The organism is Advenella mimigardefordensis DPN7 (assembly GCF_000521505.1).
GTDB classification, from domain to species: Bacteria; Pseudomonadota; Gammaproteobacteria; order Burkholderiales; family Burkholderiaceae_B; genus Advenella; species Advenella mimigardefordensis.
In genome coordinates this window covers 920,171-935,348 of record NZ_CP003915.1, presented here as the reverse complement: position 1 = coordinate 935,348, position 15,178 = coordinate 920,171, and the positions used below count along the sequence as shown (strand labels likewise).

Sequence of the window (15,178 nt, the reverse complement as noted above, 5' to 3'; positions counted from 1 at the left end):
CAAAACAGCTGGATCACAGTAACGGCCCGCTGCACGTATACTGGTTGATACCTTGATAAGGCGAGCCATTCGGTCGCGATCTATTGTATACAACATTTAAAACAGGCCTGCTGAATACGAAATAATCTATTCATTATTTATGTAGACTGATTGACGAAAAACGTCGTCACCGCTGGCGGTCTGCGGGAGCGACAGACCGCCAGCCTGGCCCTGAGTGCTCTGTTCCTCAGTTCTTTGTCTGTAAGCTGGCCCGAGCCAGATCCAGGCCCAGCTTGCCCTCAGAGCGGGCGAACTGGACAAAGTCCTGCTGGCTGGCAGACGGATTGACCTCTTCAAAGTTTGCCGTCAGATTCTTTTTGACCACCGGATCGGCCAATACCTTGCCGGTAGCCGTAAACAGCGCATCAATCACAGGTTGTGGGGTTCCCGCAGGAACAAATATTCCCCACCAGTTGGTAATGTCGTATCCTTTCAGCCCTGACTGGTCAATGGGCTTATATTGATCGATCACACTGGACGGCGTCTTTGAAGTGATTGCCAAACCCGTCACTTTCCCTGTATCGATCATCGCCCTGGCAGAGGGCGCCGTTGCAAATGATATATCAGTATCTCCAGCAGCGACTGACTGTGTCGCCGGCGCACCGCCCTTGAACGGCACGTGTAACAATTTGCGGCCCGACAGGCGAAGAAACTCCACGCCCGCAAGATGCGTAATGACACCGTTTCCAGACGAGGCAAAGGTGAGCTTACCCGGTTCTTTCTGCGACTTATCCAGTAAATCCTGAACACTGTTAATTCCCGATTTCTTGCTGGCGATCAGAATCATGGGCGACGTAGTAAGCCGTCCAACGGGCACAAAACTATCCGGCGTGTAAGCCACCTTGTAGAGCACGTTGTCGCTGCCCATGACACTTGAGTTACCCATAAAAATCGTGTAACCGTCTGGCTTGGCTCTTGCCACATGTGTTGCGGCAATAGTAGAGCCCGCGCCCGGCCGGTTTTCAACGATGACCGGCTGCTTCAGGGTTTTGGAAAGATAATCGGCATACACTCGCGCTACATTGTCAGCTCCGCCACCTGGTGGAAAGCCGATGACAAGCGAAATCGGTTTGTCAGGATATCCTGCAGCGTGGACGGTTGTCGTTACAGCCAGCAAGAATCCCGCAATCCCAATCTTTTTTTTTCCAATCATGTCTGTCTCCTAATAAGGTTTAACCTTCTTTGTTGTTACTTCCTCATTTTTTTGTGTTTTTTTATTATTGTTCAGCGCCCCGTAAACACGGGTTTGCGCTGCGCCTTCCATGCCGCGGCGCCCTCTTTCATATCTTCCGAACGCTCCGAAAGCAGCACTGCCTGGGTAATTTCTTCTGTTCTTATATCGTTCCGGACGATCAGGTTCAGATGCTTCTTAATGCCCAACAAGGCTTGTGGCGCCATTGCAGCAAGACTTGACGAAAGCTCATCAGTGCGCGACAACAAGTGCTGCTCAGGCACCAGCTCTGTCAGAAATCCCATATCCAGCATCCGGGCCGCCTCAATTTTTTCTCCCGTCAAAAACAAATACTTCGCATTATTAAGACCTAAGCGCGAAATATAGCGCCGCATGCCTCCCGGGTAAAAATGCAGGCCGAATTTCACGGCAGGCATAAACATATTGGCAAGATCTGTTCCCACACGAAAATCACAGGCCAGACATAAATCTGTTCCCCCTCCGTATACACCTCCCTGAATGGCGGCAATGGTGATTGCACGACAGTCTTCCAGCGAATCGACCACTTCACCGAAATACAGCGAACTCGGCGCTTCGTCGGACGCGAGTGAAGAAATGTCGTAACCACTGCAAAAATACCTGCCAGATGCACGCAGACGCAGCACAAGAACCTCTTCCCGTTCGTTCACGGTTGCAATATGCCGTTCAATTGTCTTCAGGTTAGCGGGCGACAGACGGTTGGCATAAGCAGCTTTGTTCAATTGCAGCGTAGCGATCGCGCCCTGAATATGCAGGGTTGGCGCGTATACGTCTTCAGTCATAAACGCTCCCTTTCCTTGGACTCATCGGCCTGATACAGAATGCCGTCTGCCATTAACTGCTCAATCTGGTCCCGGCTGATGCCTATATCTATGGCCACCTGCAGCGTATCCTGACCGAATACCGGTGGGGCCGACACCACGCTATTGCTATCGTGATTACTCATATTCACGGGCAAGGCCACCTGCCGCAACTGACCCAGGCGGGCGTGCTCAACGGTCTGCACCAGGTTACATGCCAGAACCTGTTCATCCCGAAAAACATCATCGAGCGTATTGATCGGCCCGGCTGGAATACCCTGTTCGATCATCATTGGCGTCCAGTACATGCGCGGATGCTGTTTGAGAGCACCTTCGAGAATTTCCTTGAGCGCATGACGATGTGTCATGCGGTCTGCATTTCGAACAAAACGCGGATCGGCTACAAGCCAGTCCAGCTTCAGTACTGCACATAGCCGCACCCACATTTCCTGTGTTGCAGGGGCCAGATTGATGGGGCCGTCACTGGTTTCAAAGGTACCGTAAGGTGCAATTACCGGGTGTACATTGCCACAGGGTTGCGGCACTTCGCCCACGCTCAGATAGCGCTGCCCCTGTACTGACAGCAGACTCAGCAGACTGGCAAGCAACGACGTTTCCACATGCTGCCCCTTGCCACTGGCCTTCATCTCAATCACCGCCGCCAGCACGCCGATCACCGCCCACATCCCGGCAGTCAGATCGCCGATAGCCGTGCCCACCCGTGTCGGGCCCGATTCGGGAGTCCCGGTCAGACTCATAAATCCGGAGTAGCCTTGCGCAATCTGATCAAAGCCAGCCCAGTTCCTGGCCGGGCCAGTACTACCAAAGCCCGAGATCGAAGCCATGATCAGAGACGGCTTCTCCTGACTGAGCGATTCATAAGACAAACCCATGCTTGCCATGGTGCCGACCTTGAAGTTTTCCACCACAATGTCCGACTGCAGCGCTAGTTTGCGGATAAAGGCCAGTCCCTCAGGCTTGCGAAAATCAACACCAATACCCTTTTTGTTCCTGTTCGCGCTTAGATAATAAACACTGATGTCTTCGTCGAACGGCCCCCACTGGCGAATCATGTCGCCGTTTGGCGTAGGTTCTACTTTGATAACATCTGCGCCGAGATCGGCCAGCGTCATGGTGCTGAAGGGTCCGGACAACGCGCGCGTCAAATCCAGAACACGCAAACCGGCTAATGGTCTAGTCATGATTGTCTCCTTTTGCATGCTATTCTATGCAATAAGATTTTCCAATCAAAATACTGTTTATTTATCATACGATCATTTTTTCTTATTGTAGTTTTGATGCTTGTGATCAAAATCGAGAATCGGGAACAACATAGACATGAACACACGCCAAATGCGCTATTTCATCAAGGTATTTGAATTGGGAAATATGACCAAGGCGGCAGCCGCCCTGCATATCGCGCAGCCTGCCCTTACGCAGCAGATGCATCTGCTTGAAGCTGAGCTGGGCGTGACCTTGTTTTTGCGATCGACGCGTGGCGTGAAGCCGACAGAAGAAGGCACGCTACTTTATAAACATACCCAAACCATCATGCGTCAGATTGATAATACCAAAGCGGTTTTGCATCGTCATGATCACCCGATCAGCGGCACGGTCTCAATTGCACTGGCTTCGAGTACGGCGCGTATGCTGGCGCTACCACTGATTCACCAGATCAAGCAGCGCTACCCATCAATCATTCTGGAGATTGTCGATCTGCCCAGCGCCGATCTGACCCGACAAGTGCTGCAGGGCCGGGTTGACTTTGCCCTCACACCAGACCAGCAGGAAATCAAAGGCATGGTGCTCAAGCCGTTTCTGGTTGAGGAATTGCTGTTGTTGCTGCATTCTGAGACAAAAATCAGAAGCCGCCGCATCAGGATCGAAGACATCAAGGACGTTCCCCTGATCCTGCCCAGTCTGCCCAACCGCTTGCGCTCGCGAATTGATCACGCCTTTCTCGAACGACGTCTGCCTTATGATCTGATCGCAGAGGCAAGCACTTCTGCCATTCTGATTCCCGCAGTCAAAAACGGCCTGGCAGCCACCATTCTCCCCTATTCTGCTGCCCACGAAGAAATCCACGAAGGTACAATTAGTATGCGACGGTTTGACTTTGAATTTTTCCGGGAGATATTCATTTGTCATACAAATAACATCATGCGCAATGACGCCGTTGATTGCGTTATGGACGAGTGTGAAAAAACAGCTGCACGCCTGATTAAGAATAATGCCTGGAAATACACCCAGTTACTGTAAAGTGACTTGCCTGACCCCGTAATTGAATACATGCCGAATCAACTATGACAACACCCACCTTAACCTCCATTCAGACACAACTTGAAGCCTTTGCCAAAGCCAGAGAATGGGATCTATACCATTCACCCAAGAATATCGCCATGGCGCTAACGGTAGAAGCGGCAGAGCTGCTGGAAATATTTCAGTGGAAAACGCAAGCAGAATCGGCCACACTGAACGAACGGGACCAGTTGGCGGCCAGACATGAAATTGCAGATGTATTGCTTTACCTGCTGACCATCAGCCGGGTCCTGAATATTGACATCCTGCAGGCTGCGCAGGAAAAACTGGAGCTCAATGCCCGGAAATACCCGGTGGAAAAAAGCAAAGGCAATGCCAAAAAATATGACCAGCTCGATGACTGATCGCACACTGGACGCCGATTCACCACCCCCGGATCAAGACCCACGACCTCTCGCCCAGGAGGCGCCAGATGCAAACGCAGACGTGTTTACGCCCTGGATGAAAAAATGGAACCTGGTGCCGGACGGTGCTCCCATTGCGACGCCAGGCAGCCACCTGCTACCTGTCAAAATGAACGGCACTGCGGTCATGCTCAAGATTGCGGGCGACGAGCACGAAATACGGGGCGGCAAAGTGATGGAGTGGTGGGACGGCAATGGTGCTGCAACGGTACTTGCGCTCAGCGAAAACGCCCTGGTGATGGAACGGGCTCAGGGTCAGCGGTCTCTGATGCATATGGCGTTGCATGGTCAGGACGACGACGCCAGTCTTATTGCCTGCGATACGGTAGCCAGGTTACACGCCCACGCGCGGAGCGTCTCCCGTCAGCCCGAATTGGCGCCTTTATCTGAGTGGTTTGATGATTTGTACGCTGCCGCCGATACTGACTCGGCATTGCGACCGAGCGCAAGTGCAGCGCAACAACTCCTGACAGACCCCCAGGATATTACCGTATTGCATGGCGACATCCACCATGACAATATTCTGGATTTCGGCGACCGTGGCTGGTTAACCATCGACCCCAAAGGACTGCTGGGTGACCGAGGCTTTGACTACGCCAACCTGATTCTGAATCCCGAATTGCCCACCGTCACCGATCCGGTCCGCTTCACACGCCAGATTCACGTCATATCGCAGGCCGCCGGCCTGGACTGTCATCGCTTGTTGTACTGGGTCCTGGCGTTCGCCGGTTTATCAGCGGTCTGGTTCAGACAGGATGAGAGCGAGGCGCAGGCACAACAGGATTTGAACGTGGCGCGCCTGGCCATTCAGGCACTGTCACTGAGCCGGAATTAAGTGCGCGCCACTGACTCACTCCAGCGTAAAACCGGCGTTGATCGTGACCTGCCAGTGAGCTACCTTACCGTCGACTACGTGTCCACGCGTCTCGGTAATGGTAAACCATTGAATATTCCTCACCGTCTCATTGGCTTTGCCCAGCGCGTTGCTTACTGCCTCTTCGATGCTGGTTTTTGACGAACCTGTCAGTTCGATATGCTTATAAACATGATCGCTCATGACGCTGCTCCCTATAGTGTGGATAGGCACCTACCATGTTAAGACGATTGATCTATTTATGCAATCGGGCAATAATCCATCGGTCCCGTTATTTTTTATTGCTATTGTAATAGGCGTTTGCCGGCGCGACTTCACAGCATCGCGACTGGGTGAATAACATCTCCACAATACAGCCGGGTACAAACGGGCGCCTGCTTTGTCAGGCCGTAGCAGCCTGGTGCGATACCGGCACCTGCAGCAATTTATCGAAAAGGTCCTCGCTTCCCATCTGCCCACCCTTTAACATGACAGTTAAACCGTCCAGTACCGGATCGTCGCTATGCATGGTGCAAACGGTCACCCCCGGCGACAATACACTTAAATAAGACAGAGCCCATACATCCAGTTGCGCGATCGCCTGACTGGAGGTATCCCCACCGGCAATACCAAGCTGACCCAAACGTGTACCCTGCTCTGATAGCGACTGCATTATCGACTGCAGGAACCGCGCCGTTGCCGCGGCAAGGTCTGCAGACTTGATTGTGCTATCTCGCCCGTGTTGCTGATCGATATAGGCCAGAACATGCTGTTGAGTACCGAGCGCATCACAAATGTGCTGAATGTGTGTCATCCGGTAGGCCGCATCATGCAACAGCTGCCCTGCGTGTAATGGAACTTTTACATATCCTGTGGTCGCCCGAACCTGTGCCGCGGTCACAGGGGACAGACTACCCGCCAGCACGAAAGTCGGTCCACCGTGTCCCGGGCTGAGTGTATCCTCACAGGCCGAAGCCGGTACCACAGGAACACGCTCATCGACGTTGTCTGCCGCCATTACGGCCTGCAGCACAACACTGGAGCCCACGACCAAAGCGGACCCATGCGCCTGGGCGATACGCAGGATCTGGCCTCCCACGCTGGCAAGCTGCGCGTTGTCCGATACATCAAAGAGTACGCCGGTATCCATTTTGCCAGCGCCACGGTCACTGCACCGGCCCGCCTGATCCACCAGTGCATCAAGCACTGCCGGTTGCTGTATGTAGGCAGTGTAAGGAATATTTGTCACCTCGGCCATTGCCTGCGATTGCAAATGCAATCTCAGGTCGGCTTCGTGCATCGGTGTGACCGGGTGGCATTGCATGGTTGGATGCCGGTCTATACGGTGTACCTGGCCTGCAGCACCGGCAGACGCAAACAGATTGCCAAAACAACAGTACCGACCGATATCGGGCTGCCCCCCCACAAACAACGCATACGGCGCGTCCACATAGTCGCCCAGAATATTGACAGCAACCCCCAGACTGCCCGTGTGCACTGCACTATCAAAGGTGGAACAACATTTGTAATGCAGTACCGATACCTGCTGCTCCCGGAAAAAGCGCCCAATCTTCGGCAGGCTGACCTGCATCTGCTGCGAATTCATACCGCGTGCCGTACCGGCTATGCCAATCGCGTCCAAAGGCCCGATGCGCGCCAGTTGGCCGTCCGTTGGCACATCCAGAAACAGGATGCTGCGCAGATTGGCGCGTGCAGCAACCGCCAGTGTATCGGTCGCCCCGGTAAAATCGTCACCGTACCAGCCGAACATCAGGTTCATGATTGCCGGCCACCAAAAAATGCCAGTGCAGACTGCAGTTCGGGCATATCACGAGCGTAATCGTCCAGCGTGACGCCCTGCCGCTGTGCAGCCCAGGCCTGGCGCAGGCTGACCACCCCTGCCGCTGGCCCCATGGGATGAGCCAGTATGCCGCCGCCCGACATAAACAGCAGATCCTGGCTTTGAATCGACTGCCAGGTCGCCGGGACCGTCCCCGCCCACTGCCCCGACGAAAATACCGGCAGCACCCGGTCATCGACCGTGTCGGACATGTTAGCCAGCGAGTCGGATGCAGCGGACACCACTTCGCTATCGGGCTGGGAGAATTTTCCCTGCAGACCATGTACATGCATATGATCCACCCCGGCCAGCCGCCACATGGTCTGATATGGCTGATACGCCATTCCAAGAAACGGATGGCGCGAGATGGCACCAAAGCCATTCCGATGACCATGGATAGCAAGTGGCGTACTTTTCCGCAGGCTTTCAATGGCAGAGAATCCGCAATAGTTAAGGCTGGCCATCACACAGGTGCCTTCTTCCTGGGCCACCAGCTCTGCATGGCGGCGCATCGCATCCAGATCATCGCTGATATTGAACGCCATCATGACTTTTTTGCCGGTACGCTGTGCATGATTCCGTATCACAGCCATCACTGCAGGTACGCGCTCGGCCAGTGGCGCATGCTCCGGATTGGCGCATACTTCATCATCCTTGATGAAATCCACTCCCGCCTCGCACAAGGTTTTTACCAGCGCGGCAGTCTGCACGGCACTCATCCCGACATTGGGTTTGATAATGGTGCCTACCATGGCGCCCGCGGTCACACCGATACTGGCGCGCGTACCGGAAATGCCCACGCGTGGCAAAGCAAACCGCATGCGATAGGAAGCAGGAAGCGTAAGCGATTCAAGACGCAGGCCCGTCACCTCACCCAAATCGTAAAGATTGCCTGATACCGTCGCGGCCAGCGTGGCCAGATTTGCACCAATATTGGCTATCGGAAATGAAATATCAATAAGAGCCCTTCGCCATGGTCCGCGCACATTTCTGCGTTCCAGCCAGGCATTGGGCAGGCTGGGCACCTCGCCCGCGGGCAACGCTTCAATTGCCGTTACCGTGGCACGCGCTCTATCCCGCAGTTCATCTGTTTCACCCGCAACCCGGGTAAAGGTCCCGCAGGATTGTTCCCCTGCCATGATCTCGGCCACTTTGGCCGGATCGAACGGCGTTTCAATTACGTACCGGGCCTGTACTGCAGTGTCGCTCATAATGTGTCCAGATCAGGAAACGGCCGGATCGCCTGTTGGCCATCCCAGCCTTCCGATGTCGCACGAATCAGATCAAACAATCGCCCCTTGGGTCCCGCCACCTCCGACAGTTCAATGACAGTACCCGGATGGTATTCCGTATCAAAATAAATGAACCTGCCCTGCTCACCTACTTCGCCGCTCATGCGTGGCTTGAAACCCTGCCGGAGCAAGCGTTCGAGATCGGCATCGTACTGTTCTGTCCAGTAAGCGACATGCTGCAGTCCGGTACGTCCCGCCTGCAGAAAGTCACGATACATCGACGGCACGTCATTACGTGTTTGTATCAGCTCCACCTGCACAAAACCAGAGTTGGCCAATGCGACGGAATTATGCGGCTCGTAAGTCTGACCATCATATTGATAGTTGCGGATCGGCACCCTGGGGTTGTAATACCAGGGTCCAACGCCCAGCGTGTTGCTCCAGTAAGCCATGGCCGCTTCGATGTCGTCAACAACATAGCCCAGCTGACGAATTTCGCCAAAGAATGTACTCATATTTTTTTCCAGCTTTGTGATAAATATGATGCCTGCAGCAACAGGCATCATGAACCTGTACGGCGAGATGATTTATTTGATAAAACCGGTAGAGATCCAGGGAACGAATGTCACGATCATCAGCCCGACCAACAGCGCGGCAACATAGCCCCAGATGTAACGCATGCCTTCAGAGGGATTAACCTTGCCGATTGCGCAAGCGCCGTAGTAGCCCACTCCGAAAGGCGGGGCAAACAAGCCGATTCCCATGGCAAAAATAACAACGATCGAATAGTGCACATCGTGGATATGCAAAGCACGTGCAACTGGAAAGAGCAGCGGCCCGAACAGGACGATGGCCGGAATACCCTCCAGAATACTGCCCAATATGATGAATGCAATAACCGAGATGATCAGAAAGCCATAACTACCGCCGGGCACGTTCGCCATCAGCGCCGCCAGATCACTGGAAAAACCCGATTGCGTCAGCGCCCAGGCCATCGCCGTAGCACAGCCGATAATCAGCATGATGGCGCCCGATAGCGTTGCCGTTTCCACCAGAATTGGTGTGATACGCTTCCAGTCAAACTGCCGGTAAACCAGCAAACCCAAAAGAATGGAATACACCACGCCAATGGTCGAGACCTCTGTTGCGGTGGCAACGCCTTCGACTACGGCAGCACGGATCACGAACGGCAGGGAGATGGCCGGTAAGGCAATCAGCAGAAAACGGAAAATATCACGTCGAGGTACTTTTGCAACCTTGCTCAAATCTTCATGGCGATAACGCCAGCCCACCACGACACACAGACATAAGCCGAGCACAACAGCCGGCAGAATGCCGCCGGTAAACAAGGCAGCAATGGAGACACCCGTAACCGACCCTATGGTAATCAGCACAATCGATGGAGGAATGGTCTCGGTCTGTGCACCTGTAGCCGACAGCAACGCAACCAGCTCGCCCTTTTTGGCGCCGCGCTTTTCCATCTCGGGAAACAATACAGGCGTAATCGCAGCCATATCAGCAATTTTTGAGCCCGAGATGCCTGAAACCAGATACATGGCCCCCACCAGAACGTAGGAGAGACCACCGCGGACATGCCCCAGACAACTGGCCAGAAACTGGATCATGGCCCGGGCCATACCCGTCATTTCGATGAGTGCACCCAAAAAGATAAAAAGTGGCACAGCCAGCAAAATCAGATGCGACATGCCTTCATTGAGCCGCCCTACCATGACCACCATGGGCGTCTGGGTTGTGAGTGCCAAATAGCCGAAAGTGGCCAGCGCGAAAGAAAACGCAATCGGCACCCCGGAGAAGACACAAGCGGCGACCACAACGACAAAGAAAATCACCAGATTGAATTTGCCCAGGCCCATCAGCATCGGCTGCGCCAGCCAGAACACGGCCAGCAATGCCAGCGTGACGACAAGACTGGTCAGCAGTTGTTTGCGGGCGTCTGTCATGACCATGCGAAATACCGAGGTCAGAATCATGAGTGCAATACCCACCGGCAATGCGGCGGCGTGCCATGCATTACTGATCTCCAGAGCCGGGGTCACAATATAGGACTCTTCGTATGCGTACTCAAAGGCCGGATACAGAAACAGCAGCAGAAAGGCCAGCGAAGCAGAAGCAGCAAATCCTTCAAGCAGCACACGCCGTTCGGGAGAGACCCGATCAATCAGCGCGGTCATACGCATGTGCTGCCCGCGTCTTAATGCGATGACGGCACCCAGCATGGACAGCCAGAGAAACAGGATTGAAGCCAGCTCATCTGTCCACACCAATGGCACATGCAATACATACCGTGCCGCGACGCCTGAAAACAGAATCACCACTTCCAGAACGATCAGCGCGACGGCGACCAGCTCAACGCAGCGGCCCAGTGTTTTGTCTGCTACCTGCACCCGCTTGCCGGGGCCGGAAGCGACAGTTGTAGTGGGCGTTTGTATCATCACCGCAGGGTCGGTCATCATTGCCGTTTTCATCGCACTAAACCAGTTTGCCGACTGAGGCTTCGAGCGCAGACCAGGCTTCATTGCCGAAGCGGCCCTGCCACTCTTTGTAGAAGCCGGCCTCGCGTAGTGCAGCACGGAACGAGTCCGCGGAAGGTGCATTGAACACCAGCCCTTTAGCCTGCAGATCGCTCTGCACGGACTCATTGAGTTTTCTGATATCTTCGCGCTGACGCATCCCCGCGCCATTAATGCCATCGGCCACAATCGCTTTCAGATCGTCGGGCAAACGATCCCAGGCGGCACCATTGGCAATAAACCAGAATCCGTCCCAGATGTGATTGGTCTGTGAGCAATACTTCTGTACTTCATATAGCTTTGCCACCTGGATAATGGGCAAGGGGTTTTCCTGTGCATCCACAATTTTGGTCTGCAAAGACGAATACACCTCGCTGAACTGCAGACTGGTTGGGGCGGCGCCCAGACCTTTGAACATGGAGATGGACAACGGACTGACCGGCACGCGGATTTTCAGATCTTCCAGATCGGAGGCCTGCTGTATCGGTCCCTTGCTGCTGGTCATCTGACGAAAACCGTTGTCCCACATTTTGTCAAAAGCGTAGAGACGAATCTTGCGGATAGACGCCCGCACGTGCGCCCCCAGATCGCCATCCATCGCTTTCCACACCTGGGCGTAATCGCTGAAGGCAAAACCCAGTGCATTAATGGCTGCTACTGGTACCAGCGTGGCAATCACAAGTGAAGATGGCGTAAAAAACTGGATGCCGCCGGAACGCACCTGCGACAACATATCGGTATCACCGCCGAGCTGGTTATTGGGGAAAATAGCAATATCAACCCGCCCGCCGGATTTTTCCCGGATCTCATCGGCCGCTTCCCTGGCACGAATATTCAATGGATGAGACAGCGGAAGGTTGTTGCCATACTTATAGGAAAATTCAGCCGCACGTGCCACTTGTGGCAACGCGCTGACGATACCTGCCAGAGGCATGGCTGACAGCGTGCGCAGCATGCTGCGGCGGGAATACTTCTGCATATTTGTCTCCAGACGTTAAATGATGTTTTTTGATTTTATTAATTTTCTAACCGCAACGATATAGTGATAACATACCAGCGTCAATCAAATTAAATGATGGTTTTTGATGTAATGAAAGACTCAGCGAATAGTGCAGGCAGAGCCAATATCGCAGATATTGCCAAACTGGCCAAGGTTTCTACGGCCACCGTAGACCGCGTACTGAATCAACGGGCGGGCGTACGTGAAGCCACCGTTCAGCGTGTGCTGCGCGCCGCTGCCGAACTGGCCTATCTGCCCGAAAATGATCTGTATGCAGCACTCACGCCCAGCGCCATGCGTATCTCATTTGTGCTGCCCAAAGGCACCAACCGCTTCATCAACATGCTGGGTGACACCATCACCTACTCTCAGGACAGCTGGGCGCCTTACAACGTCAAATGCAAAGTCGACTACGTGGAAGGTTTCAACCCGGAGCTGCTTGCCGCAACCCTGAAAAAGCAGGCCGAACGCGCCGACGGCGTTGCCTGTATGGCTATTGAACACCCGCTGGTGCGCGACGCCATTGAAGCGCTGATTGATAAGGGCAAACATGTCATCACGCTGATTACCGATATTTCCAATACCCGCCGCGCCGCCTATATTGGCCTGGACAACCGCGCTGCCGGGCGCACGGCAGCCTATTTGATTGCGCGCTTCATCGGCTCGCGGCCGGCCAGAGTTGCCATGATCGCCGGAAGCCTGAGCTATCGCGCCCACGAAGAACGCGAAATGGGCTTTCTGTACATGTTCAAGGAATTGTTTCCCACCGTCGAAGTGGCAGGATTGCGTGAAGGCTTAGATAGTGCGGAAGAAAATTATCGGCTTACGCGGCAACTGCTGGAACAGTCACCAGATCTCGCAGGGATCTACAATATTGGCGGCGCATCCGACGGTGTGGCCAAAGCGCTCAAAGAAGCAGGTGTGGCTCACAAAGTGGTGTTTATCGGTCACGGGCTCACGCCCGATACGCGGGCCTTATTGATTGACGGCACCATGGATGCTGTTATTACACAGAACCCACAGTCCGCAACCATGAATTGCATCCGCATTTTTGCCAATCTGCGCGATCGGCGACCCGTCCTGAGCGGCATCGATCCGGTGCAAAGTCAGATCATATTCCGGGAAAACCTGCCGTAATTGAGCCGCCAACCCTGTGCACCGCCGCTCATACAAACCATTGCAATTGTGTTATCACAGGCTTCTCAGGCCCGGATGCTAAACAGCAGGCATGGACACCAGCGGCTGCGCCGAAGAAGCCGGCACTGGTGTTCTGGCCACATTCATGACCATGGAAAGCAGTGAATAATATCCATTGATTCCGACAAGATCCATCACCCCCTGCTCGCCAAACTGCTGCAATGCCCGCTCGTAAGTGTGATCGCATACCGACTGATTACGAAACAGTTCGGTGGAGAATGCATAGAGTATTGCCTCATCGTCTTGCAGACCTTCTGGCTGGCGCCCCTCGCGAATGGCCTCGATGGTTTGTGCGGACACGCCCTCACGCAAGGCGATGGGCGCATGAATCGCCCACTCCACCTGCTGCGACCATTGCCGCGCGGTAATCAGAATCGCCAGCTCCGACAGCCGCAGCCCCAGGGCACTGCGATATCGCAAATACTCTCCCATACGGCTGGCATGAGCCATCAGCTCAGGGCTGCGCATTAAGGGAATGAAGGGTGATAAAAGCCCGCCACGCGGGCCGTTGATAATTTCTTCAGCATATTGTTTCTGATCGGCGCTCCAGGTTTCTGGCGCAAGAGGGGCTAAACGGTCCGGATACTGATTCATGATGACTCTAAAGTGTAAACAAGGGAATTGAGCAACTAACGGCCTTCGTCACTATACCAATTCCGTACTGCCTACAACAGCTAAATCGCCAGGCGCCCCGGTTAATCGTGCCCATCGGCGGGCCTCACGCCCGCCCTTCTTGTTCAAGCGCCCAGATTCGACTTGAAAAATTCCAGTGTCCGGGACCACGCCAGCTTTGCCGCGGCTTCGTCGTAACGAGGCGTCGTGTCGTTATGAAAGCCATGATTGACGCCGTCATACATATGCATTTCATACTTCTTATTGTTGGCTTTGAGCGCGGCTTCGTAATCAGGCCATCCGGCGTTGATGCGTTCATCGAGACCGGCATAATGGATCAGCAGGGGTGCATTGATTTTCGGCACATCCGCAGCCGCTGGCTGACCACCATAGAACGGGACGGCAGCAGCCAGCTCCGGTATGCGAACAGCCAGCATATTGGCCACCCCACCACCATAGCAAAAGCCGACGGCACCAATCCTGCCATTGACGGCCTCATGCCCTTTCAGAAATTGCGCTGCGGCGACCATATCCTCGGTGCGCTTGGCCGGATCCAGTTTTGCAAAGAGCTCGCGCGCCTTGTCTTCGTCTCCGGGATAGCCACCTGCAGGCGTCAAGGCATCGGGCGCGAAAGCGACGTAGTTTTCAACAGCCAATCGTCTTGCCACATCCTCGATATAAGGGTTGAGCCCGCGGTTTTCGTGAATGACGACCACGCCCGGCAATTTACCCGTGGCATCGGCAGGCTGTGCCAGATAGCCCTTCATGGTGCCATTGCCCTGAGGAGAGGGATATTCCACATAGCCGGTTTTAATTCGTTTGTCATCAGGGGCAATTTGCTGCGCCCAGGCAAAATTCGGTGAAAGACTGCTCAGAATCGCCGAAGCAGTGATGCCACCTGCGGCATAGCGTGCGGAACGATCCAGAAACTGCCGCCGACTGATGCCGCCGTGCACATAGGCATCAAACAGCTTGAGGACTGCGGGGTGAAAATCACTCGCGTTTTTTCGTTTCATGATGTGGACTCCTTGACAGGCGGGCCTGCAGACCCGGATTAGCTGAGAAAGGAACTGACGGAGAAAGTGCGTGAACACGGAAATGTGAAACCCGATACTGGTACCATAGGCTGGCGCAGGAAGGC

At 54.2% G+C, this 15,178-nt stretch carries 15 protein-coding genes; 4 read left to right on the top strand and 11 right to left on the bottom strand.

The annotated features are described in order from the left end of the window. Positions 1-226: 226 nt before the first annotated feature. From MIM_RS04290 to MIM_RS04280, 3 genes are all read right to left on the bottom strand, one after another. The gene (locus MIM_RS04290; RefSeq protein WP_025371532.1) at positions 227-1,192 is read right to left on the bottom strand and encodes a Bug family tripartite tricarboxylate transporter substrate binding protein; all 966 of its coding nucleotides are present in this window, start codon (positions 1,190-1,192) and stop codon (positions 227-229) included. Between the two features lie 71 nt (positions 1,193-1,263). Beyond that, positions 1,264-2,031 carry an enoyl-CoA hydratase/isomerase family protein gene (locus MIM_RS04285; RefSeq protein WP_025371531.1) on the bottom strand — a complete coding sequence of 256 codons (768 nt, stop codon included), beginning with the start codon at positions 2,029-2,031 and terminating at the stop codon, positions 1,264-1,266. After that, on the bottom strand, positions 2,028-3,251 hold the full coding sequence (locus MIM_RS04280; RefSeq protein ID WP_025371530.1) for a CaiB/BaiF CoA transferase family protein: 1,224 nt from the start codon (positions 3,249-3,251) through the stop codon (positions 2,028-2,030). The genes MIM_RS04285 and MIM_RS04280 overlap by 4 nt, the downstream gene beginning before the upstream one ends. Before the next feature lie 136 nt (positions 3,252-3,387). Here MIM_RS04280 and MIM_RS04275 point away from each other — a divergent pair, with 136 nt between their 5' ends. Genes MIM_RS04275 through MIM_RS04265 form a run of 3 tightly spaced genes read left to right on the top strand, consistent with a single transcriptional unit; the run spans position 3,388 to position 5,607 of the window. Continuing rightward, entirely contained in the window at positions 3,388-4,308 is a 921-nt protein-coding gene (locus MIM_RS04275; RefSeq protein ID WP_025371529.1) for a LysR substrate-binding domain-containing protein, read from the top strand. A gap of 44 nt (positions 4,309-4,352) precedes the next feature. Further along, a complete protein-coding gene (locus MIM_RS04270; protein WP_042069952.1) occupies positions 4,353-4,712 on the top strand; it encodes a nucleotide pyrophosphohydrolase in 360 nt (119 codons plus the stop codon). After that, on the top strand, positions 4,681-5,607 hold the full coding sequence (locus tag MIM_RS04265; protein WP_322786687.1) for an aminoglycoside phosphotransferase family protein: 927 nt from the start codon (positions 4,681-4,683) through the stop codon (positions 5,605-5,607). Before MIM_RS04270 ends, MIM_RS04265 begins: the two co-directional genes overlap by 32 nt. Before the next feature lie 15 nt (positions 5,608-5,622). Here the strand turns inward: MIM_RS04265 and MIM_RS04260 are convergent, their stop codons facing one another. The 6 genes from MIM_RS04260 to MIM_RS04235 all read right to left on the bottom strand — a co-directional run bounded on the left by MIM_RS04260 (position 5,623) and on the right by MIM_RS04235 (position 12,207). After that, positions 5,623-5,829, bottom strand: coding sequence for a dodecin (locus tag MIM_RS04260; protein WP_025371526.1), 207 nt, complete (start codon positions 5,827-5,829; stop codon positions 5,623-5,625). Between the two features lie 199 nt (positions 5,830-6,028). After that, the gene (locus tag MIM_RS04255) at positions 6,029-7,405 is read right to left on the bottom strand and encodes a four-carbon acid sugar kinase family protein (protein WP_025371525.1); all 1,377 of its coding nucleotides are present in this window, start codon (positions 7,403-7,405) and stop codon (positions 6,029-6,031) included. Continuing rightward, positions 7,402-8,676: a ribulose-bisphosphate carboxylase large subunit family protein gene (locus MIM_RS04250; protein WP_025371524.1), complete on the bottom strand. Its 1,275-nt coding sequence runs from the start codon at positions 8,674-8,676 to the stop codon at positions 7,402-7,404. The genes MIM_RS04255 and MIM_RS04250 overlap by 4 nt, the downstream gene beginning before the upstream one ends. Beyond that, complete coding sequence (locus MIM_RS04245; protein WP_025371523.1) at positions 8,673-9,212, bottom strand: VOC family protein; 540 nt, start codon at positions 9,210-9,212, stop codon at positions 8,673-8,675. Before MIM_RS04245 ends, MIM_RS04250 begins: the two co-directional genes overlap by 4 nt. 72 nt (positions 9,213-9,284) lie before the next feature. Further along, complete coding sequence (locus MIM_RS04240; RefSeq protein ID WP_042070936.1) at positions 9,285-11,150, bottom strand: TRAP transporter large permease; 1,866 nt, start codon at positions 11,148-11,150, stop codon at positions 9,285-9,287. Positions 11,151-11,187: 37 nt separating this feature from the next. Continuing rightward, complete coding sequence (locus MIM_RS04235) at positions 11,188-12,207, bottom strand: TRAP transporter substrate-binding protein (protein WP_025371521.1); 1,020 nt, start codon at positions 12,205-12,207, stop codon at positions 11,188-11,190. A gap of 93 nt (positions 12,208-12,300) precedes the next feature. Here MIM_RS04235 and MIM_RS04230 point away from each other — a divergent pair, with 93 nt between their 5' ends. Next, on the top strand, positions 12,301-13,365 hold the full coding sequence (locus MIM_RS04230; RefSeq protein ID WP_025371520.1) for a LacI family DNA-binding transcriptional regulator: 1,065 nt from the start codon (positions 12,301-12,303) through the stop codon (positions 13,363-13,365). 78 nt (positions 13,366-13,443) lie between these two features. On the opposite strand, the gene MIM_RS04225 is transcribed toward MIM_RS04230, so the two are convergent. Next, positions 13,444-14,019, bottom strand: coding sequence for a carboxymuconolactone decarboxylase family protein (locus MIM_RS04225; protein ID WP_025371519.1), 576 nt, complete (start codon positions 14,017-14,019; stop codon positions 13,444-13,446). A gap of 143 nt (positions 14,020-14,162) precedes the next feature. Next, the gene (locus tag MIM_RS04220) at positions 14,163-15,053 is read right to left on the bottom strand and encodes a dienelactone hydrolase family protein (RefSeq protein WP_025371518.1); all 891 of its coding nucleotides are present in this window, start codon (positions 15,051-15,053) and stop codon (positions 14,163-14,165) included. Between the last annotated feature and the right edge of the window lie 125 nt (positions 15,054-15,178).

Bases quoted from the DNA above. Each gene is read 5' to 3' on its own strand.
- MIM_RS04280 (WP_025371530.1), bottom strand. From the start codon at position 3,251: ATGACTAGACCATTAGCCGGTTTGCGTGTTCTGGATTTGACGCGCGCG.
- MIM_RS04225 (WP_025371519.1), bottom strand. From the start codon at position 14,019: ATGAATCAGTATCCGGACCGTTTAGCCCCTCTTGCGCCAGAAACCTGG.
- MIM_RS04230 (WP_025371520.1), top strand. From the start codon at position 12,301: ATGATGGTTTTTGATGTAATGAAAGACTCAGCGAATAGTGCAGGCAGA.
- MIM_RS04245 (WP_025371523.1), bottom strand. From the start codon at position 9,212: ATGAGTACATTCTTTGGCGAAATTCGTCAGCTGGGCTATGTTGTTGAC.
- MIM_RS04260 (WP_025371526.1), bottom strand. From the start codon at position 5,829: ATGAGCGATCATGTTTATAAGCATATCGAACTGACAGGTTCGTCAAAA.
- MIM_RS04285 (WP_025371531.1), bottom strand. From the start codon at position 2,031: ATGACTGAAGACGTATACGCGCCAACCCTGCATATTCAGGGCGCGATC.
- MIM_RS04255 (WP_025371525.1), bottom strand. From the start codon at position 7,405: ATGAACCTGATGTTCGGCTGGTACGGTGACGATTTTACCGGGGCGACC.
- MIM_RS04250 (WP_025371524.1), bottom strand. From the start codon at position 8,676: ATGAGCGACACTGCAGTACAGGCCCGGTACGTAATTGAAACGCCGTTC.
- MIM_RS04275 (WP_025371529.1), top strand. From the start codon at position 3,388: ATGAACACACGCCAAATGCGCTATTTCATCAAGGTATTTGAATTGGGA.
- MIM_RS04235 (WP_025371521.1), bottom strand. From the start codon at position 12,207: ATGCAGAAGTATTCCCGCCGCAGCATGCTGCGCACGCTGTCAGCCATG.
- MIM_RS04290 (WP_025371532.1), bottom strand. From the start codon at position 1,192: ATGATTGGAAAAAAAAAGATTGGGATTGCGGGATTCTTGCTGGCTGTA.
- MIM_RS04220 (WP_025371518.1), bottom strand. From the start codon at position 15,053: ATGAAACGAAAAAACGCGAGTGATTTTCACCCCGCAGTCCTCAAGCTG.
- MIM_RS04270 (WP_042069952.1), top strand. From the start codon at position 4,353: ATGACAACACCCACCTTAACCTCCATTCAGACACAACTTGAAGCCTTT.
- MIM_RS04240 (WP_042070936.1), bottom strand. From the start codon at position 11,150: ATGATACAAACGCCCACTACAACTGTCGCTTCCGGCCCCGGCAAGCGG.
- MIM_RS04265 (WP_322786687.1), top strand. From the start codon at position 4,681: ATGCCAAAAAATATGACCAGCTCGATGACTGATCGCACACTGGACGCC.